This window comes from Phenylobacterium kunshanense, assembly GCF_003254525.1.
GTDB lineage: Bacteria > Pseudomonadota > Alphaproteobacteria > Caulobacterales > Caulobacteraceae > Phenylobacterium > Phenylobacterium kunshanense.
In genome coordinates this window covers 97,645-121,751 of sequence record NZ_QFYS01000011.1, presented here as the reverse complement: position 1 = coordinate 121,751, position 24,107 = coordinate 97,645, and the positions used below count along the sequence as shown (strand labels likewise).

The 24,107-nt window shown below is 69.9% G+C and carries 19 protein-coding genes; 9 read left to right on the top strand and 10 right to left on the bottom strand.

Translation table 11 applies throughout. The features are described from left to right. Window positions 1-779: 779 nt before the first annotated feature. Entirely contained in the window at window positions 780-1,223 is a 444-nt protein-coding gene (locus DJ019_RS19215; RefSeq protein ID WP_111278101.1) for an RrF2 family transcriptional regulator, read from the top strand. A 118-nt stretch (window positions 1,224-1,341) separates the two neighbouring features. Here DJ019_RS19215 and DJ019_RS19210 read toward each other — a convergent pair whose 3' ends face one another. Beyond that, on the bottom strand, window positions 1,342-1,770 hold the full coding sequence (locus DJ019_RS19210) for a CBS domain-containing protein (protein WP_111278099.1): 429 nt from the start codon (window positions 1,768-1,770) through the stop codon (window positions 1,342-1,344). Between the two features lie 105 nt (window positions 1,771-1,875). After that, the gene (locus tag DJ019_RS19205; RefSeq protein ID WP_240606547.1) at window positions 1,876-2,574 is read right to left on the bottom strand and encodes a rhomboid family intramembrane serine protease; all 699 of its coding nucleotides are present in this window, start codon (window positions 2,572-2,574) and stop codon (window positions 1,876-1,878) included. Between the two features lie 134 nt (window positions 2,575-2,708). On the opposite strand from DJ019_RS19205, the gene DJ019_RS19200 reads away from it, so the two are divergent. Next, window positions 2,709-5,588, top strand: a complete 2,880-nt coding sequence (locus DJ019_RS19200; RefSeq protein ID WP_111278094.1) for a M16 family metallopeptidase — start codon at window positions 2,709-2,711, stop codon at window positions 5,586-5,588. A 118-nt stretch (window positions 5,589-5,706) separates the two neighbouring features. On the opposite strand, the gene DJ019_RS19195 is transcribed toward DJ019_RS19200, so the two are convergent. Together DJ019_RS19195 and DJ019_RS19190 are read right to left on the bottom strand one after the other, a co-directional pair. Further along, on the bottom strand, window positions 5,707-7,359 hold the full coding sequence (locus DJ019_RS19195; RefSeq protein ID WP_111278091.1) for a choline dehydrogenase: 1,653 nt from the start codon (window positions 7,357-7,359) through the stop codon (window positions 5,707-5,709). 113 nt (window positions 7,360-7,472) lie between these two features. After that, window positions 7,473-8,549 carry a DUF3667 domain-containing protein gene (locus tag DJ019_RS19190; RefSeq protein ID WP_111278088.1) on the bottom strand — a complete coding sequence of 359 codons (1,077 nt, stop codon included), beginning with the start codon at window positions 8,547-8,549 and terminating at the stop codon, window positions 7,473-7,475. A 189-nt stretch (window positions 8,550-8,738) separates the two neighbouring features. Between DJ019_RS19190 and DJ019_RS19185 the strand changes: the two genes are divergently transcribed. Further along, window positions 8,739-9,161: a hypothetical protein gene (locus DJ019_RS19185; protein WP_111278086.1), complete on the top strand. Its 423-nt coding sequence runs from the start codon at window positions 8,739-8,741 to the stop codon at window positions 9,159-9,161. 90 nt (window positions 9,162-9,251) lie between these two features. Here the strand turns inward: DJ019_RS19185 and DJ019_RS19180 are convergent, their stop codons facing one another. After that, window positions 9,252-9,512: a hypothetical protein gene (locus DJ019_RS19180; RefSeq protein ID WP_111278085.1), complete on the bottom strand. Its 261-nt coding sequence runs from the start codon at window positions 9,510-9,512 to the stop codon at window positions 9,252-9,254. Between the two features lie 242 nt (window positions 9,513-9,754). Here DJ019_RS19180 and DJ019_RS19175 point away from each other — a divergent pair, with 242 nt between their 5' ends. Together DJ019_RS19175 and DJ019_RS21065 are read left to right on the top strand one after the other, a co-directional pair. Continuing rightward, window positions 9,755-10,210 carry a GNAT family N-acetyltransferase gene (locus DJ019_RS19175; RefSeq protein ID WP_111278083.1) on the top strand — a complete coding sequence of 152 codons (456 nt, stop codon included), beginning with the start codon at window positions 9,755-9,757 and terminating at the stop codon, window positions 10,208-10,210. A gap of 161 nt (window positions 10,211-10,371) precedes the next feature. Then, a complete protein-coding gene (locus DJ019_RS21065; RefSeq protein ID WP_165844076.1) occupies window positions 10,372-11,166 on the top strand; it encodes a hypothetical protein in 795 nt (264 codons plus the stop codon). A gap of 116 nt (window positions 11,167-11,282) precedes the next feature. Here the strand turns inward: DJ019_RS21065 and DJ019_RS19165 are convergent, their stop codons facing one another. Both DJ019_RS19165 and DJ019_RS19160 read right to left on the bottom strand, forming a co-directional pair. Continuing rightward, entirely contained in the window at window positions 11,283-12,065 is a 783-nt protein-coding gene (locus DJ019_RS19165; RefSeq protein WP_111278079.1) for an enoyl-CoA hydratase-related protein, read from the bottom strand. Between the two features lie 69 nt (window positions 12,066-12,134). Then, window positions 12,135-12,665 carry a gamma carbonic anhydrase family protein gene (locus tag DJ019_RS19160; protein ID WP_111278077.1) on the bottom strand — a complete coding sequence of 177 codons (531 nt, stop codon included), beginning with the start codon at window positions 12,663-12,665 and terminating at the stop codon, window positions 12,135-12,137. 342 nt (window positions 12,666-13,007) lie between these two features. Here DJ019_RS19160 and DJ019_RS19155 point away from each other — a divergent pair, with 342 nt between their 5' ends. Beyond that, window positions 13,008-13,772, top strand: a complete 765-nt coding sequence (locus DJ019_RS19155) for a PhoH family protein (RefSeq protein WP_111278075.1) — start codon at window positions 13,008-13,010, stop codon at window positions 13,770-13,772. A 110-nt stretch (window positions 13,773-13,882) separates the two neighbouring features. After that, window positions 13,883-15,352 (top strand): MFS transporter, encoded by a 1,470-nt coding sequence (locus DJ019_RS19150; RefSeq protein ID WP_111278073.1) that lies wholly within the window; start codon window positions 13,883-13,885, stop codon window positions 15,350-15,352. Window positions 15,353-15,373: 21 nt separating this feature from the next. On the opposite strand, the gene DJ019_RS19145 is transcribed toward DJ019_RS19150, so the two are convergent. The 3 genes from DJ019_RS19145 to DJ019_RS19135 form a co-directional block, all read right to left on the bottom strand. After that, the gene (locus tag DJ019_RS19145; RefSeq protein ID WP_111278071.1) at window positions 15,374-16,948 is read right to left on the bottom strand and encodes an OprO/OprP family phosphate-selective porin; all 1,575 of its coding nucleotides are present in this window, start codon (window positions 16,946-16,948) and stop codon (window positions 15,374-15,376) included. Window positions 16,949-17,184: 236 nt separating this feature from the next. After that, window positions 17,185-18,189, bottom strand: coding sequence for an NAD(P)H-dependent flavin oxidoreductase (locus tag DJ019_RS19140; RefSeq protein ID WP_111278069.1), 1,005 nt, complete (start codon window positions 18,187-18,189; stop codon window positions 17,185-17,187). A 27-nt stretch (window positions 18,190-18,216) separates the two neighbouring features. Then, entirely contained in the window at window positions 18,217-20,445 is a 2,229-nt protein-coding gene (locus tag DJ019_RS19135; protein ID WP_111278067.1) for a glycosyltransferase family protein, read from the bottom strand. Window positions 20,446-20,552: 107 nt separating this feature from the next. On the opposite strand from DJ019_RS19135, the gene DJ019_RS19130 reads away from it, so the two are divergent. After that, the gene (locus DJ019_RS19130) at window positions 20,553-21,947 is read left to right on the top strand and encodes a methylmalonyl-CoA mutase family protein (protein WP_111278065.1); all 1,395 of its coding nucleotides are present in this window, start codon (window positions 20,553-20,555) and stop codon (window positions 21,945-21,947) included. Further along, window positions 21,944-24,103 (top strand): methylmalonyl-CoA mutase, encoded by a 2,160-nt coding sequence (scpA, locus tag DJ019_RS19125; protein ID WP_111278063.1) that lies wholly within the window; start codon window positions 21,944-21,946, stop codon window positions 24,101-24,103. The genes DJ019_RS19130 and scpA overlap by 4 nt, the downstream gene beginning before the upstream one ends. The last annotated feature ends 4 nt before the right edge of the window (window positions 24,104-24,107 follow it).

The following is a 24,107-nucleotide window of genomic DNA, read 5'->3' as shown; positions in this document are numbered from 1 at the left end:
AAATCCGACCATATTCATGGTGTCTTCAAGAGACCGCAGTCACAGTCAACGTCACTTGATAAGCCTAAAGCCTATCGCCAAGACGCCGCCGCCTGCGTTTCTCTTTCCTATTCACTTGTCAAAGACCGCGATCGACCTGGGCCGACCCCACTGTTTTGCGCCGGTGGTCGGCGGAGGCGGCTACTTAGTGACCGCCCCGATCGGTGTCAATCGGCCTTTTCAGCTTTGCGACAATTCCGAGAACCCCCGGATTTGGCCGCAAAAATCACCGCGGGCTGCCGTGGGGCTTCCCCCGAAGTCCGTAGCGATTCGATTGAGGCTCGGGAACTTACTCATTCCAGACGAAAGATCAAGCGCTTTGTTACCGGCGCCGCCGTCCATCCGATGTGTGCTCGTCCCGAGCGGGAGGCGGCTGGTTAGTGACCACCTCCATCCGAGTCAACCGATCCCTTGCGGAACCCGAACCGATCCCCGGTCTCCCGGATCTTCTGGTCCGGCCTCATCGCGACGCGGCGCTGGAAGCTAGGCATCCTGCGCCGCCGAGATGTGGCGGCAGACACCCGAGGAGCGGCGGTTTTTGGCAAGATTTCAAGAGCTTACGCCCTCGAAGACCCGCCGTCGCCGCCCGCTCCTCAAGCGGAGGCGGCTATCTATTGGGGGGCTCGGCCCGCGTCAACCGGCGCGCGGAAAGAATCTCGCGGATCGATGGTCCGCGGGGCCGCGCGTCTCGCGCCTTGCGCCGGCCCGGCGCCCCCGTCAGAACGGTAGCCGGAGGATCAATGCTCTCACAGAAGGCCAAGTACGGCTTGCGGGCCCTCGTCGAACTCGCCCGGGCGGACGGGATGCAGCTCAGCGCCGGCGAACTCTCCCTGCGGGCTGGAACGCCGCGCAAGTTCCTGGAGGCGATCCTGCTGGAACTCTCCCGCAATCAGGTCGTGGTGAGTCGCCGCGGCAAGTTCGGCGGATACGTCCTGGCGCGACCGGCGGGCGAGATCTCCTTCGCGGAGATCATTCGCATCATCGATGGCCCGCTCGCGCTCGCCCCCTGTGTTTCCCCGCGGCTCGGTTTCCGGAAGTGCGTCGACTGCGCGGACCTGGCGACCTGCACGCTGCGAGAGGCCCTGGCGCGCGCACGCGACGCCACGGCAGATGTCCTGGAGGCCTATAGCCTCGCCGACGCCGCGGCGTCCGGCGCGCCGGAACTCCCGCGGATCACAATGTAGCCGTCGGGACGCGCCGAGGCTCACGAAGACAGAAAGCGGGGCGAGGATGGGATTGCCCCCTCCCCGCCCCCATCGCCGGCGGGCAGCCGGCTTTCAGCCCTCCTTCCGGAGGGGGGTCTCAACTTGCGGCGATGTAGGCCTTGAGGCCGTCGGCCTCGGCTTCGACCTCCGAGATCTTCCACTTCACCAGGTCGCCGATCGAGACGATGCCGACCAGCCGTTCGTTGCGGCAGACCGGCAAATGGCGGATTCGCCGGTCGGTCATCCTGCCGAGCGCGGAATCGATCGTGTCGCCCGGCTCGGCGAACAGCACGTTGGCGGTCATGAAGTCCGAGACGGGGCGCTCGAGCGCCGCGCCGCCATGGGAGGCCACCGCCCGCACGATGTCGCGCTCGGAGACGATGCCCACTACGCGCTCGGCGTCCAGCACGACAAAGGCGCCTACGCCCCTGGAGTGCAGCAGATCGGCCACCGCGCCCACCGAGTCGGCGGGCTTCACGGTGAAGACGCTGTCACCCTTGGTCTTGAGGATCTGTGAGACCAGCAACGGGCGCCTCCGTTCGCATTTGTTCGGATAACACCGTCGCCCAGTTTCAGAGCAGATACAATGCGCTCGCCATCACGCCCCCGTGAGCGGGGGATGAGCGGCCGGTCAGCGCCGCCCCGCGATCCACCCGAAGGGGCCGATGAGGAGGACGCCAGCGGCGAACCCCGCGAGGTGGGCCTCCCATGCCACGCCGGCGCCGCCTGATCCGGGAATAAGCGCCCCGCCGGTGACCGCCATGATCAGGTTCACGACGATCCAGGCGAGACCCATTCCGGTCACCGCCTGTGAGAACAGCGGACCGACGCGGCCGTGGCCGCCGATCAGTCGCGCGGCGGCCCCCATCAGTCCGGACGCCGCGCCCGAGGCCCCCACCATGGCCGCGGGCATTCCCCAATGCAGCGCGGCGAACCCCAGCGCCGCGAGGATCCCGCACAGCAGGTAGAACGCGAAGAAGATCGCGGCGCCGGAGACGCCGCCGCCGAAGAATCGCGCGACGGGGGCGCCGAAGGCCAGAACGAAGGCCGCGTTCATCAGGGCGTGGGCCCAGTTCCCGTGCAGAAACTGTGAGGTGATGAGGCCGGCGGTCTCCCCCATCGCCAGGCGCGCGGGGGAGAAGGCCAGGAGGGGCTCCAGGAACGGAACCTGGGTCTGCAGGGCGTAGAGGCCGATGATCGCCAGGCACATGGCCACGACGGGCCACGGCGCATTGACCATCGGCTCCGAAGGCGGGCGATGTCCGGCGCCGCCACGGTGCTGTGGCCGCGGGTCGCCGGGCGCCGGCGCTTCGAAACGAAGAACGTCCATGCGCCCCATGTAAGGGGTGTCGCGGCCGGAGGCGAGCGCCGGGCGCGCTGAACGGCGCCCCCGCCGGCGCCTTGCCCTCGCCATGCCGCCCGGCGATGGTGCGCCGAGTTCATGCACACTCCCCGGCACATCTGATGATCCGCATTCCCGGCGCCGCCCTGGCCGCCGCGCTCTCGCTCGCCCTGATCGCGGCCCCGACGGGCCTCTCGGCCGCAGCCCCTCCGTCGGCGACGGCGGCGGCGTCGGTGGGCTGGCCGCAGGCCCGGTCGGATCTGCAGGCCGACCCCGCCATACGCTTCGGCGTCCTTCCCAACGGCATGAGATACGCCATCCGCCGGCAGGCCACCCCGGCCGGCCAGGCCGCGCTCCGCCTTCGGTTCGCCGCCGGCTCCCTCATGGAGGACGACGACCAGGCCGGTCTCGCCCACTTCCTCGAGCACATGGCCTTCAATGGCTCGAAGGACGTGAAGGAAGGCGAGATGATCAAGATCCTCGAGCGCCTGGGCCTCGCGTTCGGGGCCGACACCAACGCATCCACCGGCTTCTCGGAGACCATCTACAAGCTGGACCTGCCGCGGACCGACGCCGAGACGGTGGACACCTCCCTGAAGCTGCTGCGCGAGACCGCGTTCAATCTCACCATCGATCCGGCCGCAGTCGACCGGGAGCGCGGCGTCATCCTCGCCGAGGAGCGTGCCCGCGACACCCCGAGCTACCGGGCGACGGTCAAGCGGCTGGACTTCCTGCTGAAGGGGCAGCGCCTGCCCCAGCGCCTGCCGATCGGCCGCGTCGAGGTCCTGAAGACGGCCCCGGCGAGCCGGATCGCCGACTACTATCGCCGCTGGTATCGCCCCGATCGCGCCGTGCTGGTGGCGGTAGGCGACTTCGACGTGGACTCCATGGAATCGAAGATCCGCTCGGCGTTTGGAGATTGGGCCGCGACCGGGCCCGGACCGGCGGATCCCGACCATGGACAGGTGGCCACGCGGACCGCCGAAGCCACGCTGGTCGTGGATCCCGGCGTCACGCAGAGCCTGCAGGTCGCCTGGGTCAGCCCGCCCGACAAGGAGCCGGACACCGTCGCCAAGCGCCGGCGCGACCTGATCGAGACGCTCGGGCTGGCCGTCCTCAACCGGCGCTACTCCGCCATCGCCCGCGCCGCCGACCCGCCGTTCCTCGGCGCCGGGGCCTACAAGGCCGACCAGGACCATGCGGCGCAGCTCGCCACCATCGGTGTCAGCGCCGAGTCGGGGCGCTGGCGCGAGGCGCTGGCCGCCGCCGAGCAGGAGCAGCGGCGGCTGGTCCAGTACGGCGTTCGCCAGGAGGAGCTCGACCGCGAGATCGAGGAGTTCCGGGCGAGCCTCAGGGCCGCGGCGGCCCGCGCCGCCACCCGGCGTCCGTCCGATCTCGCCGGCGAAGTTCTCGCGTCGCTGCCGGACGACACCGTCGTCACCTCTCCGGCGGACGACCTCGCCAGGTTCGAGGCCGCGGTGAAGGACCTGAAGGCCGAGACGGTGAACGCCGCGCTGAAGGGCGTCTTCCAGGGTCAGGGGCCGCTGCTGTTCATGACCTCCCCGACACCGATCGAGGGCGGCGAGCAGACGCTGCTGGCCGCCCTCGCCGCCTCCCAGGCGGTGGCGGTCGCCCCGTCCGCCGCGACCTCGCAGATCGCCTGGCCCTATGAGCGTTTCGGGCCGCCTGGAGAGGTGGCGGACCGTTCCACCGTCAAGGACCTCGGCGCGACCTTCGTCCGCTTCCGCAACGGGGTCCGGCTGACGGTGAAGCCGACGGCGTTCCGGGACGACGAAGTCCTGGTCCGCGTGAACGCCGGACGCGGCATGTCGAGCCTGCCGGCGGACCGCCAGAGTCCGTTCTGGGCCGCGAACGCCCTGACCGAGGGCGGGCTGGAGAAGATCGGCGTCGAGGACATGGAGCGCGTGCTGGCCTCGCGCTTCTACGGCAGCCGCTTCAACATCGGCGATGACGCCTTCGTCCTCTCGGGCTCGACGCGCACCGGGGACGTCGCGGTCCAGCTGCAGGTCCTGGCCGCCTATCTCACCGAGCCCGGGTGGCGCGACACGGCCTTCGCGCGGATCAAGGCCGCCGGCCGGACCATTCACGACCAGTACGAGTCCACGGTCGGCGGCGTTCTGACCCGCGAGCTGCCCGGGATCCTGCGGTCCGGCGACCGCCGCTGGACCTTCCCCACCCGCGAGGAGATGGCGGCGACGACGCTGGACGACGTCCGGGCGGCGGTGACGCCCGGCCTCTCGCAGGGGCCGGTGGAGGTGGTGATCGTCGGCGACATCACGGTGGACCAGGCGATCGCGGCGACGGCCGCCACCTTCGGCGCCCTGCCTCCGCGCCCGGCGCCGGAGCCTCCGCCCCCCGAGCAGCGCGGCGGCCCGTTCCCGGCTGGCCGGGCGGACCCGATGGTGCTGACCCACAAGGGGCGCGCCGACCAGGCGGTGGGCTATGTGGCCTGGGGCACCAGCGACTACTGGGCCGCCCCCCAGCGCGCGCGGGACGCGGCCGTGCTGCGCGAGATCATGAAGCTCCGGCTCACCGAGGAGCTGCGGGAGACGCAGGGCGTCACCTACTCGCCTGACGTCAATTCGCAGCACAGCCTGGTCTGGACCGGCTGGGGCTACATCGCCGCCAACGTCGAGGCGCCGCCGGACAGGCTGCCGGACTTCTTCTCGGCCGTCCTGAAGATCGCCGAGGATCTGCGCCGGAACGAGGTCAGCGCCGACGAACTGGCGCGCGCCCGCCAGCCGCGCCTGGAGGGCCTCCATCGGGCCCAGCAGACCAACAGCTATTGGGTGAGCGAGCTCTCGGGCGCGCAGGCCGATCCGCGGAGGCTCGACGTCATCCGCCAGATCCTGCCGGGCACCGAGAAGGTCAGCCCCGCGGATGTGAAGCGCGCCGCCGAGGCTCTCCTGAAGCCCGAGGCGGCGTTCAAGCTGATGGTCGTGCCGGCGGGCAGCTCAGCCGCCGCCGGCGCGACCTCCTAGAGGCCTTCCCACTCATGATGATCCATCGTGAGTGGATCAGAAGGCCTCTAATCCTAGAGAAGCGAGCACGTTCATCCCGGTCGGCTTGATTCAATCCGACCGGGACGTGCTCTAGGCTTCAGGCGGCCTGGGCCCCGTCCTCGTAGACCGGCGCGTCGTCGGCCGGCAGGAACGGGCGACCGCGGATGGAGTCCGCGATCTTCTCGGCGATCATGATCGTCGGGGCGTTGGTGTTGCCGCCCACCAGGGTCGGCATCACCGAGGCGTCGACCACCCGCAGGCCCTGCAGGCCCTGCACCCGGCAGTCGCCGTCGACCACGGCCATCGGATCGCCCGCCGCGCCCATGCGGCAGGTGCCGACCGGGTGGTAGATCGTCTCGGCGGCCTTATTGATCCAGGCGTCGATCTCGGCGTCCGTCTGCACCTCGGGACCCGGCGCGAACTCGGCCTTGATGTAGGGCTTGAGGGCGGCCTGCTTGGCCACCTCGCGCATCATCTTCACGCCCTCGCGGATCGCCCGGCGGTCCTCCTCGGTGGCCAGGTAGTTGGCGAAGATCGCCGGATCGGCGGTCGGGTCGGCGCTCTTCAGCTTGACCGTCCCGCGGCTCTCCGGCCGCAGCTGGCACACGTGGAACGTGAAGCCGTCCTTGGCGATCTGCACCTTGCCGTGGTCCTGCATGATCGCCAGCACGGTGTGGATCTGCAGGTCCGGCCGGTCCAGGTCGGGCCGCGAGCGGAGGAAGGCGCCGGACTCCAGGAAGTTCTGCCGCCCGATCCCCTTGCGCCGGAGCAGGTAGTCCAGCCCCACGAACAGCGTCTTGATGCCCTTGCGCATGGAATAGATCGTGATCGGCTGCGGGCACTCCCACGACAGGCAGACGTCGAGGTGGTCCTGCAGGTTCTGGCCCACGCCCTTCAGCGCATGCACCACCGGCACCCCGTGCTCGGCCAGGTGCTCGGGATCGCCGATACCGCTGAGCTGCAGGATGTGCGGCGACTGCACCGCGCCGGCCGAGAGGATCACTTCCTTGTCGGCGTGGACGACCTGCTTGCCGCCCTTCTCGTCCAGGTACTCGACGCCGGTGGCCCGGCCGCCTTCGATGACGATCCTCGACGTCCGCGCCCCGGTGATGCAGGTCAGGTTCGGCCGCCCCAGCGCCGGGTGCAGATAGCCGCGCGCGGCGCTCCAGCGCTCGCCGTTGTGGATCGTCAGCTGGTACGGGCCCCATCCCTCCTGCTGATAGCCGTTGAAGTCCTTGGTCAGCTTGAAGCCGGCCTGGGCGCCCGCCTCGATCGCCGCCTTGTAGATCGGGTTCGGCGAGCTGGCCTTGGACACCTTCAGCGGGCCGTCGCCGCCGTGCCAGGCGTCGCCGCCGCCCTCCAGGCTCTCCGACTTCTTGAAGTACGGCAGCACGTCGGCATAGCCCCAGCCGGCCAGCCCCATCTGCCGCCACTGGTCGTAGTCGCGCGCATGGCCGCGGATGTAGATCATGCCGTTGATCGAGGACGAGCCGCCCCAGCCCTTGCCGCGCGGCCACCACAGGCGGCGGTTGTCCAGTTGCGGCTCCGGCTCGGTCCAGAAGCCCCAGTTGAACGGCCCCTGCTTGCCGATCAGCCCGCCGACGCCGGCCGGCATGGTCACCATCAGCGACTTGTCCTTGCCGCCCGCCTCCAGCAGCAGGACCTTGGACTTGCCGTCCTCCGACAGCCGGTTGGCCAGCACGCAGCCCGCCGACCCGGCTCCGATGATGATGTAGTCGTACCGCTCCACGGCGCTCGCCCCTGAACTGTGTCTTGATGAACTCTGTTTGGTTGCGGCGGACACTCGCTCAGCCGCCGCCGCGCCGCAAGAGTGAACGCGGCGTCACTTTTGCGGATTGCGCCTCACATCAGCCCCAGCCACAGGATCGCCAGGGCGAAGACCGCCAGGGCGATCGAGCAGAAGATCAGCAGGAAGAACGTCCGCCAGGCCGCGGAGAACACGCCCAGTCCGTAGGCGCCCTTGAGCTGGAAGAACATGTGGGCCGGGACCACGAACGGGACCATCGCGATGGCCAGCCCGCCCGCCGCCCCGCCGATCCGGCCCAACGCGGCGACCACCATGATCAGCAGCGACATGAAGGTCAGGGAGTAGAGCGCGAACACTCCGTGATCGTAGAGCGTGAATCCGCGCTTCCACAGAAACAGCAGCGCCACGAACGGGATCGAGATCGGCACCAGCAGGAACGAGAACTTGTAGAAGGTCTGCTGCAGCTTGTAGATCGCCAGCTCCGGGTTCTCGAGCTTGTGCTGGATCTTCTCGTCCAGCTTCTTGTCGCCGAACGAGAAGCCGAGCTGGCCGGTCTTCGCGTCGTTCGCCAGCTCCTGCTGCCAGCCGTCCACCTCGGCGGACCTCGGCGTATCGCCGACCCGCGCCTTGGCGGTCGCCACATTGGTCTCGGCCAGCTTCACCGCGATCTCGGCCGCCTCCCGCGCCCCGGGCGGGGCGTCCCTGAGGGCGATGCGCGCCTCGGCGAGCTCGCTGTTCTTCCGGGCCAGATCCGCCGTCGCCACCGCCTGCCGGCCCACGCCGGACGCCTTCGGCTCGGGCGCATAGCTCAGCAGCATGAACATGACGAAGACGGTGAAGAGGAACATCGCCAGGGGCGAGACGTAGCGGGTCCGCCTGCCCTCGCACCACTCCCGCGTCAGGCGCCCGGGCCGGAACGCCAGCATGGGAAGCGTCCGCCAGGCCCGGCTGTCGAAATGCATGACCCCGTGCAGGATCTCCTCGCCCAGGTGCAGCAGGGTCCGGTGCACATGGCTGGCGTTGCCGCAGTTGTGGCAGAACCGGCCGATCGTCTCGGTTCCGCAGTCGGCGCAGCGGTTGTGCGCCTCGCCCGCCTGCCCGGTGGGCTTCTCGATCGCGCCGGCGGCCAGCCCGCCGGTCACCGCCCCGCCGACCGCCTCAACGTCCACCATCCCTCACCCCGCCGCTCGCGCCGGACTGTGGCCAGATTGGCGACAGGCGGCAAGGTGGGCGGAGGGGGGGGGGGGGCGTGGGGGCTACTGCATTGGCCGGAGGTGGCGCAGCGCCGACCCCGGAACAGTCGAACGGTTGAATGTCAGCGAGGGGTGGTTAGCGGACGGAGGCTCAACTAGCTTAAGCTTATGGTCGAAGGTTTCGTGCTCGTGGACGCGGAAGTGGGTTGGACCCATGGAGGGTCGGGCTGGTGGATTGTGCGGCTCGAATACGATCTAGAGCCCGAGTACACCCGGAGGCTAACGGTCACTTTGCAGAATGGACGAGACGGTCCCATCGCCAACGTCTCCATCTCAGGCGTGACCAGTTTCAGGGTGCAGGACGAACGTGAAATGCATGACTTCGCCGTCAGGCTACGCCGGGAGGGCGTGGCTTCCGGCATGTTCTACACTGTGACCAAGAGCGGTTACCTGAGCGACTTTGGAGGCGGTGTCAGCGCTGCGGCCAATCCGCAGACGCACTACATCGTCGTCGCGGAAGACGACTGCCTAGAGTTCATTGGGCCGGCGTGGGCCAGTGATTTTCAAATCGAGATCACTTGCGCTGCGTAGGGCCGCAATGGGTCGTAGTCGGCGAGGGCGATAGAAAGTCCGCTCTCCGCCCCGATCCCAACGTCGGCTTGTGGCGCAGAGCCGCCGGTGTCACGTAGCCTGCGAACTTCCTAGAGCGTCTGTTATCCGGACGACCAGATCATCGGGCCCGCTCAGGCTGAGGCCCATGTAGGTCTTGGCTTCCAGGATGAGTGTTGCGCCATCGAGGATCCACTCCTCGACGGTGAGTTCTTGGGAGCCGCCAATCCCCCATTCGGAGCTCGCGAGCTTCGCGCCAGCCTCATGCAGAACCCGACGTGTTCGCTCACGCAGAGCCCCGTCGAATTCGCCACCCAACACGATCTTGGACATCTGCGCGAGATCAACAGCGAGTGACGTCCATTCCACCTACGAGCGAGGTCCGCGAAAGTTGGTTCGCCCGCAGGCGGCAATGTCCGCTTTCCGGCGCGATCTTGATGTCTGCTCCTGGCGCGTAGCGGCCGATTTGCCCAGCGTAGGGAATGGCCGACTGTCAGCCGCGATTCAAACCGTCGACCGCACGCGCGCCGATCATTGGGGGTGCGGGCACCCGCTAGGAGGGGTTATCGTCCTCCATGATCACAGGCAATGCGCTGGCGTTCAGGACCGGGGAGGAACGTGATTTTGAGGCGCTCGTGGCGCTTCGAACACGCGCCATGCGGGCAAGCCTCGAGCGGATCGGCCGCTTCGACCCCGATCGGGTGCGTGATCGCCTACGCAGCACGTTTGAGCCAATGCACATGCGGGTCGCGGTCAGCGGCGACGCCATCATCGGCTGCGTGACGGTCCGACCGGGGGGCCCGAAGGCGGCCTGGATCGAGCACTTCTACCTTGAACCCTCTCATCAGGGACGCGGTCTGGGCGCGACGATGATGTCCGACATCGCGCGGTGGGCTGACCACGACGGAGTCGTTCTGCGCCTCTCCGTACTGAAGGAGAGCGACGCCAACCGCTTCTATGTGCGGTACGGCTTCGTCGAGACGCATCGAGAGGCCTGGGACATCTACTACGAGCGTCAGCCAGCACGATGACTGCCCCGCTGTTGGTATTCTCGAGAAGGGTCCGCTTGCTGGCGAGATCCCGACGTCTCCTCCTGGCGCGTTCCGGTCGCTGGCCCTTGAATGCAGGCCTCGGCCCCACCCGCCCCAACCTACGACCGCTTCTGTCGTAGCCGCCTGTTCCACTCCCGCCCATGTCCTCGGACGACGACATGGAGGCGCGGCACGGCCGCATGCTGGTGGAGCTCGCCGAGGCTGGAATGGGCGTGGCCCAGCGGCTGCACGGCGCGCTGTCGCGGGCCGAGGGCGTGCAGGAGCTGGTCCTGCTCGGCGAGGCCTTCCACACCGTCTCCCGCTCGATCCGCCAGACCATCGCGCTGGAGCACAAGCTCCGGCATGCGCCGCGCGAGCCCGCGCCCCCCAAGCCCGAACCGGCCAGGCCCGAACCGGCCAGGCCCGAACCGGCCAGGCCCGAACCGGCCCGGCCCGAACCGGCCAGGCCCGAACCGGCCAGGCCCGAACCGGCCCGGCCCGAGCCGGCCCGGCCCGAGCCGGCCATGTCCGAGCCGCCGAAGCCGCCCGCCCCGCCGCCGCCCGAGCGCCCTGAGCGGGTCTACTGGAACGAATACGAACCGGCCGACTGGAGCGAGCGCCTCGACGAGGTGCTGAGCCTGGGCGACCGCGACGCCATCAACGCGGCCATCGAGACCAGCGTCGCCCGCATCCAGCGCGGCCTCGCCAAGGCCGAACGCGTCCTCTCGCCTTGTCATCCCGGCCGAAGCGAAGCGCAGAGCCGGGCCCCGGCCGGCCCGGCGCCCCCGGCGCGTTCCCGCACCCGCGGCGCCCTCCTGTCGAGCTCCAGCCCGATGGGCCCCAGTCTTCTGGACCCGGGCCTTCGGGACCCGGGCCTTCTCGCGCCTCGAAGCCTGGATGACGGCGGCGGCGGCGGCGAACGCCCTCGCCCGCCGCCCTGGCGCAGCTCGGGTTGAACGGCCGCCGCGGCCCCACGGCCCTGCCCGACGGACGGAGCCTGCTCCGGCCGCGCATCGCCATGCCTGCCCCTCACCGTCCCGCCGGGCGGGCGAGGGTCAGGGGCGTCCGCCCCCTACCGGCCCTTCCACTGCGGCGCGCGCTTCTGGGCGAACGCCAGAGGGCCTTCCTTGAAGTCCTCGGAGGTGAACAGCGCGGCCACGGCCGGGTACTTGTTCTGGCCGCGGATCGCCGCTTCCAGGGTCGGTTCGTCCAGGCCCTTGTAGACGGCTTCCTTGGAGGCGCGGATGGACATCGGGCCCAGCTCGCAGATCGTCTTGGCCATGGCGCGGGCGGCGTCCATCAGGCCGGCGGCCGGCGCCACCTGGTCGACGAAGCCCAGTTCCTTGCCCTCGGCCGCCGAGACCCGGCGGGCGGTGAGGATCATCGCCATGGCGCGCTTGGTCCCGATGGCGCGCGGCAGCCGGTGCAGGCCGCCGGCCAGGGCCGCCAGGCCCACGCGCGGCTCGGGCAGCGAGAAGACGGCGTTTTCGGAGGCGATGATGATGTCGCACGCCAGGGCGATCTCGAAGCCGCCGCCCATGGCGACGCCGTTCACCGCCGCGATCAGCGGCTTGGTCAGGTCGAACCGCGAGGTCAGGCCCGCGAAGCCCGACGGCGGGCTGCGCATCTCGCCGCCGGTGGCCTGGTGCTTCAGGTCGTTGCCGGCCGAGAAGGCCTTGTCCCCGGCGCCGGTGACGATGCCCACCCACTGGTCGGGGTCGGCGGCGAAGGCGTCGAACGCCTCGTGCAGCTCGAAGTGCGCCGGCGAGTGCAGGGCGTTCATCACCTCCGGGCGGTTCAGGGTGAAGATGGTGACCGGGCCTTCCCGCTCGACCTTGATATGCTGATACGCCATGGCGTCCTCCCGTGTTCGGCGGCACGCTTCTCGGGGCGCCCCAACGTCCGTCAAGCGCGCCCCGTCCCGTCAACCGATCTGCGTCAGCTCCCGGCGGTAGCGCTTCCAGTTCTCGACATAGTGCGCCGAGCCCAGGGCCACGCGGGCCGCCTGCTCGGGGCTCAGCTCGCGCACCACCTTGCCGGGCGCGCCCATGACCAGGGAGTTGTCCGGGATCTCCTTGCCCTCGGTGATCAGGCAGTTGGCGCCGATCAGGCAGTTCTTCCCGATCTTCGCGCCGTTCAGCACGATCGAGCCGATGCCGATCAGCGAGCCGTCGCCGATCTCGCAGCCGTGCAGCATCACCATGTGGCCGATGGTCACGTTGGCGCCGATGGTCAGCGGGGCGCCATGGTCGGTGTGGCAGATGCTGCCGTCCTGGATGTTGGAGCCCTCGCCGACCACGATCGGGTCGTTGTCGCCCCGGAGCACCGCGCCCCACCAGATCGACGCATTCTTCTTGAGAATCACGTTGCCCATCACGGCCGCCGTCGGCGCGATCCAGTATTCGTCATCATTTGGTAATTGCGGCGTCACATTGCCTAAGTTGTAGACAGCCACGTCAACTCCCCTCTTCTTGTGCTCGACACCCGGTTTAACGAAACCGAAACCACGTTAGGATCATTCTAGTCGGGCGATTCGAGGGGGCGAAAGCCTTCCCGTGAGCCGCCGCGGAGGTTTCGCCTCCGCGTCTCGCGCTGGACGGAGTTGGATGGCGCTGAGTCTGTCGTTCCGCCGGGGCGCCCGCCCCGGTCCCGCAGATGGCGAAGGCCCGCCAGGGCCCGTCTCGCCACCTGGGTTCGACCAATCGGGCCGCGAACGCCGCCGCATCCGTTCATTTTCATCTTTCGAAGGGCGCTCCCATCCGGGACGCCCTTTTTTCTTGCCCCCTGAGGAGGCCTTATGAGCAAGCGGGCTCTGAAGCGACAACTGCGCGAAGGTGCGTTCGACGCGGGTCAGTTCGAGGGGGATGACAAGATCCGGCGGCTGCCGGTCGACCGCGGCTGGTCGCCGCTCCCGCACCACAACGACGACCGCCAGCAGGGCTACCTCAAGACCATCAAGGCCAAGTCCGAGGGCCAGCAGGCCCTGATCAACGCCATCGACGCCAAGAACCTGGTCCTGGCGCTCGGCCCAGCCGGCACCGGCAAGACCTATCTCGCCATCGCCAAGGCCGTGGAGGCGCTGGAGAGCGGCCGCGTCGGGCGGATCGTCCTCTCGCGTCCGGCCGTCGAGGCCGGCGAGTCGATCGGCTTCCTGCCCGGCGACGCCGAGGACAAGCTGGCCCCCTATCTGCGCCCGCTCTACGACGCCCTGTCGGACCGCCTGTCCATGAAGCGGGTCCGGGCCCTGATGTCCGAGGGCGCCATCGAGATCGCCCCCGTCGGCTTCATGCGCGGCCGCACGCTGAACAACGCCTTCGTGGTGATCGACGAGGCGCAGAACTGCACCTACGGCCAGCTCAAGATGCTGCTGACCCGCCTCGGCTGGCATTCGACCATGGTGGTGACCGGCGACCCCAACCAGTCCGACCTGCTGCCCGAGATCTCCGGCCTCGGGCCCGTCGCCTCCAGGCTGGAGGAGGTGGGCAACATCGCCGTCGTCCGGCTCGCCGACCAGGACATCGTCCGCCACCCGCTGGTGGCCGAGATGCTGGGCGTCCTCTAGCTCCGGGCCACGGGACTGCCGAAGGGGCCCGCCCGCGCGGGCCCCTTCTTCATGCGCGGCGCTGTTGGGACTCCCCCTGGGCGGGGTTTCGTGGCTTTCGTAGCTCCGGTATGCCGACGAATCCCAGCGAGGAGCGCGCCGAGGCGCCCGACCTTCCCCACGCCGCTCCCGCGTCCACCGCTCCAGGCCGCGGCTGGCTGGTGCCCGCCATCATCGGCTCGGCGCTGATGATGCAGACGCTGAACGCCACCGTCATCGCCAACGCCCTGCCCTCCATGGCCGAGGCCTTCGGCGTCGAGCCCCTGCGCCTGAACCTGGCCATCACGGTCTACATGCTGTCGGCGGCGATCTTCCTGCCCCTCAGCGGCTGGGCGGCCGACCGCTTCGGCGCGCGGCGGGTCTTCATGATCTCCATCGTGCTCTATGCGGCCGGCTCCGCGGCCTGCGGCTTCGCGACCGAGCTCTGGCAACTCGTCCTGTTCCGCTTCGCCCAGGGCGCGGCGGGCGCGACGCTGATGCCCGTCGGCCGCCTCGTGCTCCTGCGGACGACGCCCAAGAGCGAGCTCGTGGGCGCGCTTTCGGTCGTGACCATGCCCGCCCTCCTTGGGCCGGTGCTCGGCCCGCCGATCGGCGGCGCCATCGTCACCTTCGCCGACTGGCGCTGGATCTTCTTCATGAACCTGCCGATCGCCCTGACCGGCCTCGTGCTCGCCTGGCGGTTCGTGCCCGAGGTGCGCGAACAGGCGCCGCCGCGCGTGGACCTGCCGGGCGTCGTGCTCACCGGCGCCGGGCTCGCCGCCCTGATCTTCGGCTTCGAGAACCTGGGCCGCGAGGCGCTGAGTCCGCTGACGACCGCCGGCCTGCTCGCCTCCGGGATCGCGCTGCTGGCCCTCTACGTCCGGCACGCCGGCCGCACGCCCCACGCGGTGGTCAACCTCTCCATCTTCAGGCTGCGCACGTTCCAGGCCTCGGTGGTCGGCGGCGGCTTCATGCGCATCGCCATGGGGGCCAACCCGTTCCTGCTCGCCATGCTGCTGCAGGTGGCGTTCGGCCTGTCGGCCTTCGCGGCCGGGCTGATGACCTTCGTCTCCGCGGTCGGCGCGCTGGCGATGAAGACCACCGCGCCGCCGATCCTCCGCAGGTTCGGCTTCCGGACCGTCCTCATGACCAACGCCGTCATCGTCGGCGCCTCGTTCATGGCCTATGCGCTCTTCCGGCCGTCGTGGCCGCACTGGGCGATCATGGTCGTGCTGGGCGTCGGCGGCTTCTTCCGCTCATTGCAGTTCAGCGCCCTGAACGGCCTCGCCTATGCCGACATCGAGCAGGACCAGATGAGCCGGGCGACCACCACCTCGTCGATGGTCCAGCAGCTGGTCCAGTCCATCGGCATCGGCCTGTCGGCCAGCCTGCTTCACGGACTGATGGTCCTGAAAGGCTCGTCCGAGCTGACGACCGAGGTCGTGAGCCCGGCCTTCGTGATCATCGGCGCCATCACGCTCCTGTCGATGCTCTGGTTCGCCCGGCTGCCGGCGGACGCCGGCGACGAGATGAACGGGCGGCGGGGTCGACGCGCCGCATAGCCCCCGCCGGCCGTCGCGCGATCAGAAGGCGTACTGCGTCCGGATCGACCAGATGTTCAGGTCCTGGCCCACCTGCGCGCCCGCCGGCGGCGTCAGCGCGCCGGCGCCGAACGCCGTGCCGCCGGGCGACAGCCGGTCGACCTCCACCCGCTGGTAGTCGGCGAGGAAGCGGACGTTGTTGTTGGGATACCAGTTGAGCCCCAGCGAGAAGATCTGCTGCTCCCCGCCCCGAACCGCGCCGGCCACCGGCGCCGTGCCGCCCGCTCCGGCCCGGTAGTTCAGGTCCAGCTCCGAGAACCGCGCGGCGATCTCCCACACGCCCAGGCCCTTGCCCCGGCTGAACGGATTGTCCACGCGCGGCGGGTCGAAGCCGCCAGTGGCGGTATTGTAGCGCCGCGCTTCGCCCGTGAGGGTCCAGGCCCCCTGGATGTACCAGCCGCCGAAGCTGGGATCGGCCAGCAGGCTGTTGCGACGCTCGACGTCGATCCAGAAGTTCTCGGCCTGAACCGTCAGAGCCTTGTGCTGGAACCCGAGCTCCAGCCCCATCGAGGTCACGCCATCGGCATCGATGCTGCCTGTGTCCACCAGCCGCGTGACGTCCACCCGGACCTCGGGCCGCTCGCGCAGCCGCACGGGCGTGGTCGCTCCCGCCGGCGCCACGTCGACCGTGGTCGCCGCCGGGCTGATGATCATGTTGAGGTTGCCGCCCACGTGGACCAGCGAGTCCTTGGACTTGTACGGCAGGTAGGTCAGGCGCCCCACGAGACCGGTCTGCTCGTCATACGTCTGGTTGGTGACGAGATTGCCGCTGACGACGAGTTGCGCGCTCCACCGGTCCCCGTTGCCCAGCACGGCCGCGCCGACCCGTCCGTCGGCGCCGGCCAGGCCGCGCACGAGCTCGGCCACTGCGGGCCGCTCGAGGAACAGCAGGTTGTTGACCCCCGTCCCGTCATCGAACCCGGTGTTGGGCGGGAACGCGCCGACACGGAAGCGCAGCGGCTTCAGGCCGGCGTACTCCAGGTAGGCGGAGCTGATCTTGCCGGCTTCCTCGATGCCCGAGCCGCCGAAGTCGAACAGGATGTTGTAGTTCCAGTCACCCCAGGCCTTGCCCTCGACGCCGATGCGCGCGCGGCGGAAATTGGCGCCGTCGGCCAGGTCACGCGCACGCTCGGCCTCGGCCGCGTCGCCGAACGAGCCGCGGCGGAAGTCGGTCGCGACCGGCCCGGCGCTGCGCTGGTCGAACCGCGCCGCGTCGAGCTGCAGGACCCCACGCAGGGAGGCGCTGAAACGGCCGTCGCTGGACGCGAAAGTCGGCCGGCCGTTCGACATCGAAACGGTGGTCGCGCTCAGCTTCTTCACCGCCTGCTCCCCGCTCGCCTGGCTGGTCTTCAGGGCGGCGAGTTGGGCCTCCAGGTCGTCGTTGCGCTTCTCCAGCGCGTCCAGCCGGCCGACGAGCGCCAGAAGCTGCTCCTGGCTGATGCCGACGGTCTGCGTCGGCGCCGTCGCCTGCTGAGCGAAAGCCGCCGGCGCGGCGCTGGCGAGCAGGAGGGCGAGCGACAGACTGCGGATGTGGGCCGGAAGGCGAGCGGAGGGCATGTCTTCAATCCTCGGGTTGAGGCGAAGCTGGCCCTCGTAAGCCGGTCAGATCTCGGACTCCGCGCCAATCGCGGAATGCCTGGCTCGAAACGGGAGCCGCCCGGGAGCATCTGACCACAGACCTGCTTCACCTTGAGTGAAACGCGCGTGACAGTGCCCCGGGAGGGTTAACGCGGTATGCGGCGCGGCCCCAGGCGCACCCTGCGTCCAGGTGCGCCCGATGGTCGCGGCGGCGGCTATTCCGCCGCCATCAGCACCTTGCCGGCGGTGAAGGACGTCTTCAGCGCCAGCTCGGCCTTGGCCTCTTCGTATTCCGCGGACAGACGGGCCACGAGTTCGGCGACGGTCGGCACGTCCTTGACCGCGCCGATCCCCTGACCGCAGCCCCAGATGTCGCGCCAGGCCTTGGACTTCTGGTTGCCGCCCGAGCCGAAGTTCATCTTCGACGGGTCGGATTCCGGCAGTGCGTTGGGGTCGAGACCGGCGGCGATGATCGACGGCGCGAGATAGTTGCCGTGCACGCCGGTGAAGAGGTTCGAGTAGATGATGTCGTCGGCTGCGGACTCCACGATCATCTGCTTGTAGGCCGGATCGGCATTGGCCTCCTGGGTCGCGATGAACATCGAACCGGCGTAGGCGAGGTCCGCCCCCATGGCCTGGGCGCCCAGGATGGCATGGCCGTTGGCGATGGAGCCCGATAGAGCGATCGGCCCGTCGAACCACTCGCGGATCTCCTGCACCAGGGCGAAGGGCGACAGCCGCCCGGCGTGGCCGCCGGCGCCGGCCGCCACCGGGATCAGGCCATCGGCGCCCTTCTCCACGGCCTTGCGGGCGAAGGCGTTCGTGATCACGTCATGCAGCACCACGCCGCCCGACTCGTGGACCGCCTTGTTCACGTCCTCGCGCGCACCGAGCGAGGTGATGACGATGGGCGCCTTCCACTTGCAGGAGGCCTCCAGGTCGTGCTCCAGCCGGTCGTTGGTCTTGTGCACGATGTGGTTCACCGCAAAGGGCGCCGACGGCGTATCCGGATGGTCGCGATCCCAGGCGGCCAGTTCCTCGGTGATCCGGTGCAGCCACTCGTCCAGCAGCGACGCCGGGCGTGCGTTCAGGGCCGGGAACGAGCCGACGATGCCGGCCTTGCACTGGGCGATCACCAGGTCGGGCGTCGAGATGATGAACAGCGGGCTGCCGATCAGCGGCAGGCGGAGGCGGTCGCGCAGGACGGGCGGCAGGGCCATGGACGGTTCCTCGAACGGTTGTTTGGTTTACGTTGTACGCACACCCTCGTCGGGTCGCAAGGAGGAGGCAAGTCCACGTCGAGTCGCGAGTTCCGCTGCGACAGCCGGGGCGCGGGCCAGGATGGCGGCGTTCAGCGCCTTCCGCCGCGCCAGCAGATCCCGATACCAGTCGCGCCGACGGCCAAGCTGGTGCGCGAACATCCTGTGGTCGCGCACATCCTCCCAGGCGGCCCGCGCGATCCGCTCCCGCAGGGGATCGTCGCCCAGCAACTGCGACAGGGCGGTCGGCCAGTCCTCCAACCGCGCGGCGATCAGGCCATTGACGCCCGAGCGGATCGTCCGGGCGTAGACCGTCGGCGAGGCAATGGTCACGACCCCGGCGCGAGCGGCGTCGAGGTACTTCGCGTCGCTCTTGGTCTCCACCATCGGCCGGTCTTCGAGCGGCGAAAGCGAGATGGCGCAGGCGGCCATCGCACTCAGGTAGGCTTCGTACGGCAGATAGTCGTCGAACTGCTTGTTGGCCGTGGGCAGGGCGTCGAAGAAGGCCCGGTCGCCAACGACGTGGAAAGCGGTGTCCGGATAGGCCTCGATCGCCGGCCGCAGGGCGCGGGCCACGTCGACGACGAACGGTCCGCGCGTGACGCCGCCGAAGAACACCCGGCGTGGACGCGGCGTCTGGGGGAACGGCGCCAGGGTGAAGACCGCGTTCGGGAACATCGCCACTTCGGGATTGAACCTTTGGAATAGTGCGACCAGCGGTTCGGTGGACGTCTGGATCGCGTGGACCATGCGAAAGCGTTCCCAGTCACGCTCGGGCACGCTCACCCCGCGGGTCATCTGCGACACCAGTTCGGGGTGGTCGTCATATTCGACCACCAGCACCTGCCGGGCTTGGATCGCGCGGGCCGCCGTCGCCCGCCAGGCCTCGGGCGTCCATTCCGCCGGGCGGGTCATCACCACCACGCCGGGAACGCCGCCTTCGGGCTGGGCGAACGGCGGCGCCTGGTACTCGACCTCCAGCGCCGGATCGCTGCGCAGGGCCATGGCCGGCAGGCGCGTGCGGATGTCCATCAGCGTCCGGGCGTAGGCGACGATGGTCAGCGGCGTGGCCGGCGGCGGCGAGCGGCGCGCCCGCACCAGGGCCGTGCCCACGGCGGTCAGCGCCCGATCGCCGGATAGAAGCGTCAGCCCATGCTGGGCGAGGCTCTCGCCTAGCCGGCGCGCCGGCGCGCCAAGCTGGGTCGCCGCCACCATGGTTCCGCCTGGCGCCAGGGACGCCAGGAGCGCGTCGTCCGCCGGGGTCTCGCCGCCGGGGTCCGCGAGAACGATGGCGTCATAGCTGGCGCCAGCGCTTGCGGCGACGTCGACCCGCGCGGCCGGGCAGCGCGCGAGATAGCCGGCTGCGAATTCGTCATGGCCCTCACCAAGGAACAGTACGCGGGCCGCCTCGATCGGCGTCGCCTCGACCAGCCGCCGCGCCATTTGGGCCGCCGGCCGCCGGAAGGCCGCCGCCCAGTCCAGCGCTGCGCGCGCCGCCTCCAGCACCGCCCCGCCAGCCTCTCGGACCAGATCATGACCCGCACCCGCGACGACGCGGAGGCTGACCTGTGGCTGCGCGCGCAGCCACGCCCGATCCTCCTCGTCGACCAGGCTAGGTGTGCGTGGCGTAGCTCGCTCGGGCATGAGCGGATCCTCGCCGACGAGGACGTCGACAGGCGCCTGCGGCGCGCGGAAGGCCAACCGATGGTCTCGAGCTCCCGGCGTCGCCCCCCCAACGCCATAGAGATCGTCGAGGAACCGCTTGAACCCGTCGCTCGCCGCCTCAGCACGCGCCAGGACGGCGTCGTGCATCGGCCACAGCTTTTCGCTCCGCAGCGGCGGCTCTACCGCGACCGTTCTCAACACCTCGGGCGCGCGGATCGAGACGGCCACCACCGCGGCGTCTCCGAACGCCAGCACCACCACCGGCCGGGCGCGGAACGCCCGGTGGACCAGCTGACCGAACGCCTCGGCGACCCGTGCGGCGGTCAGATTGGGGATCTCCGGCGGCGTGGTCGTCGGCAGTTCGACCAGAACCACCTGACACCGGCCGGCCAGAAGCTGTGGGAGGCGGTTGAGAGACCGCATCGACATGAAGCTTCCGGCGATGACCAGCAGCACAGGGCGATCCGAGTCCGCGGGCTCCGGCAGGGTCCAATAGGGAAGCTCGCCAACAAGCGTCGGGGCCGCCAGTCGCAACAGGTTCTCGGCGGTCAAGTCGCGGTCCCTCCCGGTCCCGTACTAGCCCGAACCCCCGCCGGCGCGCCAGGGCGGCGCCCTTAGGTGAACTTGACGGGCGCGGCGGCCGGGGGGCAATTCGCGCCATGGCCGACATACGCCTTCTGGATACTGGAATCCCGCCCGCCAGCGAGGACGCCTGGCGCGCCCTCGTCGCCAAGACCCTCGGCGACAAGCCCTTCGACAGCCTGACCAAGGCGACCGCGGAAGGCCTGCCGATCGCGCCACTCTATGCGGCCAGCGAAGCGCCCGCGGCGTTTCCGGCGCGTCCAGTGGATGCCGAGCGTCCCTGGGATCTCAGGGTCCTTTCGGCGCATGCCGACCCGGCGCGGGTGAACGCCGAGCTGCTCGCCGATCTGGAAGGCGGCGCTGCATCGGTCATCGTGGCCGGTCAGGTCGCGCCCGAGGCGCTGTCCCGCGCCCTGAAGGACGTGATCGTCGAGCTGGCGCCCGTCGGCCTCGATGCCGGCTTCCTCGGCCCCAGGGCCGCCGACGCGCTGCACGCCGTGGCCAAGTCGTCCCCGGGCGCGAAGCTGAACTTCAATCTCGATCCGCTCAGCGCCTTCGCCGAGGCGGGCGAGAGCCCCGGCCCGATCGAAAGCCACCTGGTCAGCGCCGCGACCGTCGCCGTTCGCCACGCCCAGACCTATCCCCAGGCCCAGCTCTTCCTGGCCTCGGGCCGCGTCGCCCACGAGGCCGGCGGCGGCGAGGCGCTCGAGGTGGCGGTCGCCGCCACCGCAGCCATCGCCTACGCCAAGGCGCTGGTCCGCGCGGGCCTGCCGGTGAACGAGGCCTTCGCCCGGATCACCCTCGGGCTCTCCGCCGACGGGGACTACTTCCTCACCATCGCCAAGCTGCGCGCCGCCCGGGCCGTGTTCGCCCGCGTGGCGACCGCTTCGGGCGCCCCGGCGCTGGCGCGCATCGAGGCCCGGTCCTCGCGGCGGATGCTGACCGCCAAGGATCCCTGGACCAACATGATCCGCCTGACGGCCGCCGGTTTCGGCGCGGCGGTGGGCGGGGCGGACGCGGTGGTCCTCGGCGCCTTCACCGACGCGCTCGGCCTGCCGACCGCCTTCGGTCGTCGCCAGAGCCGCAATACCCAGCTCGTCCTCATGGAAGAGGCCGCGATCGGCAAGGTCGCCGATCCCGCCGCGGGCTCGGGCTACGTCGAGGCCCTGACCGACCAGATCGCCCGCGCGGCCTGGGACAAGCTCCAGGCCATCGAAGCCGCCGGCGGACTCGCCGCGGCCCACTCTTCGGGCCTGATCGCCCGTGAGGTCGAGGCCGCCGTCGCCGCGCGCGGTGAGCCGAAGATCCTCGGCGTCACCGCCTTCCCACCGACGGACGAAGCGCCCGTCAGCATCGGCGAGGGATCGCCTGCCGTGCTCGATATCTCGGCCGCCCGCCTGCCAGGGCCGGACGGCAAGTGCCCGCCGCTCAAGCCTGTGCGGCTTTCCGAAAAGCATGAGGTCGCGGCATGAGCGCCTTCCCCGACTTCGCCACCCTGCCCTTCGATGGCCCGACCGCCGCGACCCAGCCGGCCACCGGCGCGGCATGGACGACGCCCGAAGGCCTCGCCGTCCAGCCCTCCTACGCGGCCGAAGACGCTGCGGGCATCGCCGCCCTTGGCGGCTATCCCGGGCTCGCACCGTTCGTCCGCGGTCCGTACCCGACGATGTACGCGACCAACCCGTGGACGATCCGCCAGTACGCGGGCTTCTCCACGGCCGAGGACTCCAACGCCTTCTACCGCCGCAACCTGGCGGCGGGTCAGATGGGCCTGTCCATCGCCTTCGACCTGGCCACCCACCGCGGCTACGATTCCGACCATCCGCGCGTGCCCGGCGACGTCGGCATGGCGGGCGTCGCCATCGACTCCATCCTCGACATGCGGACGCTGTTCGACGGCATCCCGCTCGACAAGATGAGCGTGTCGATGACCATGAACGGCGCGGTGCTGCCGATCCTGGCGCTCTACATCGTCGCGGCCGAGGAGCAGGGCGTACCGCACGAGAAGCTGTCGGGCACGATCCAGAACGACATCCTGAAGGAGTTCCTGACCCGGAACACCTACATCTATCCGCCCGGCCCCTCGATGCGGATCATCGCGGACATCTTCGCCTACACGTCGAAGGAAATGCCGCGGTTCAACTCGATCTCGATCAGCGGCTACCACATGCAGGAAGCCGGGGCGACGCTGGACCTGGAGCTCGCCTACACCCTGGCCGACGGCATCGAATACGTCCGCGCGGGCGTCGCCGCCGGCATGACGGTGGACCAGTTCGCCCCGCGCCTGTCGTTCTTCTGGTGCGCCGGTATGAACATGTTCATGGAGGTCGCCAAGCAGCGCGCCAGCCGCCTGCTCTGGGCCAAGCTCATGAAGCAGGAGTTCGACCCGAAGGACGCGCGCTCGCTGGCCCTGCGCGCCCACACCCAGACCTCGGGCTGGAGCCTCGCGGCGCAGGACGTATTCAACAACGTGCCTCGCACCGCCATCGAGGCCATGGGCGCCGCGGGCGGCCAGACCCAGAGCTTGCACACCAACTCGCTGGACGAGGCCCTGGCCCTGCCGACCGACTTCTCGGCCCGGATCGCCCGCAACACCCAGCTCTTCCTGCAGCTGGAGAGCGGCCAGCCGCGGGTCGTCGACCCCTGGGGCGGCAGCTTCTACGTCGAGCGTCTGACGGCCGACCTCGCCGAACGGGCCCTCGCCCACATCGCCGAGGTGGAGGCCCTGGGCGGCATGGCCAAGGCCATCGAGGACGGCCTGCCCAAGCGCCGCATCGAGGAGGCGTCCGCGCGCATCCAGGCCCGGATCGATTCCGGCCAGCAGGTCGTGGTCGGCGTGAACCGCTACAAGCCGGACGTCGAGGACGATATCCCGGTGCTGAAGGTCGACAATACGGCCGTCCGCAACGCCCAGATCGCCAAGCTCAACCGCCTGAAGGCCGAGCGCGACCCCGAGGCCGTGGCTGCGGCGCTCGACGCCCTCACGGCCGGCGCAGCGGGGAACGCCAACCTGCTGGAGCTGGCGGTGCAGGCCGCCCGGGCCAAGGCCACCGTCGGCGAGATTTCGTTCGCGCTGGAGAAGGTCTTCGGCCGCCACAAGGCCAAGGCCGACGCGGTGAAGGGCGTCTATCTCCGCGAGTCCGGCAGCACGCCGCTCGCCGAGCGCGCCAGGGCGATGACCGAAGCGTTCGTCCAGGCCGACGGCAAGAAGCCCCGGATCATGGTCGCCAAGATGGGCCAGGACGGCCACGACCGCGGCCAGAAGGTGATCGCCTCGGGCTTCGCCGACCTCGGCTTCGACGTGGAGATCGGCGACCTCTTCCAAACCCCGGCCGAGGCCGCGGCCGAGGCCGTGCAGGCGGGCGTCCACGCTGTCGGCGCCAGCTCGCTCGCCGCGGGCCACCTCACGCTGGTGCCCGAACTCCAGGCCGAGCTGAAGAAGTTGGGCCGGCCCGACATCCTGGTCTTCGTCGGCGGCGTGATCCCGCCCGAGGATTTCAAGGCCCTGGAGGACATGGGCGTGGCGGCGATCTTCCCGCCCGGCACGGTGATCCCGGAAGCGGCGATCGAGGTCCTGGACCGACTGAACGAACAGCTCGGCTACGCCCAGGAACAGGCCGCGCAATAGGTCG

Excerpts from the sequence above, each read along its gene's own strand:
- DJ019_RS19215 (WP_111278101.1), top strand. The coding sequence starts at position 780 with ATGCTCTCACAGAAGGCCAAGTACGGCTTGCGGGCCCTCGTCGAACTC.
- DJ019_RS19205 (WP_240606547.1), bottom strand. The coding sequence starts at position 2,574 with ATGGACGTTCTTCGTTTCGAAGCGCCGGCGCCCGGCGACCCGCGGCCA.
- DJ019_RS19200 (WP_111278094.1), top strand. The coding sequence starts at position 2,709 with ATGATCCGCATTCCCGGCGCCGCCCTGGCCGCCGCGCTCTCGCTCGCC.
- DJ019_RS19190 (WP_111278088.1), bottom strand. The coding sequence starts at position 8,549 with ATGGTGGACGTTGAGGCGGTCGGCGGGGCGGTGACCGGCGGGCTGGCC.
- DJ019_RS19185 (WP_111278086.1), top strand. The coding sequence starts at position 8,739 with ATGGTCGAAGGTTTCGTGCTCGTGGACGCGGAAGTGGGTTGGACCCAT.
- DJ019_RS19180 (WP_111278085.1), bottom strand. The coding sequence starts at position 9,512 with ATGTCCAAGATCGTGTTGGGTGGCGAATTCGACGGGGCTCTGCGTGAG.
- DJ019_RS19175 (WP_111278083.1), top strand. The coding sequence starts at position 9,755 with ATGATCACAGGCAATGCGCTGGCGTTCAGGACCGGGGAGGAACGTGAT.
- DJ019_RS21065 (WP_165844076.1), top strand. The coding sequence starts at position 10,372 with ATGTCCTCGGACGACGACATGGAGGCGCGGCACGGCCGCATGCTGGTG.
- DJ019_RS19165 (WP_111278079.1), bottom strand. The coding sequence starts at position 12,065 with ATGGCGTATCAGCATATCAAGGTCGAGCGGGAAGGCCCGGTCACCATC.
- DJ019_RS19155 (WP_111278075.1), top strand. The coding sequence starts at position 13,008 with ATGAGCAAGCGGGCTCTGAAGCGACAACTGCGCGAAGGTGCGTTCGAC.
- DJ019_RS19150 (WP_111278073.1), top strand. The coding sequence starts at position 13,883 with ATGCCGACGAATCCCAGCGAGGAGCGCGCCGAGGCGCCCGACCTTCCC.
- DJ019_RS19145 (WP_111278071.1), bottom strand. The coding sequence starts at position 16,948 with ATGCCCTCCGCTCGCCTTCCGGCCCACATCCGCAGTCTGTCGCTCGCC.
- DJ019_RS19140 (WP_111278069.1), bottom strand. The coding sequence starts at position 18,189 with ATGGCCCTGCCGCCCGTCCTGCGCGACCGCCTCCGCCTGCCGCTGATC.
- DJ019_RS19130 (WP_111278065.1), top strand. The coding sequence starts at position 20,553 with ATGGCCGACATACGCCTTCTGGATACTGGAATCCCGCCCGCCAGCGAG.
- scpA (WP_111278063.1), top strand. The coding sequence starts at position 21,944 with ATGAGCGCCTTCCCCGACTTCGCCACCCTGCCCTTCGATGGCCCGACC.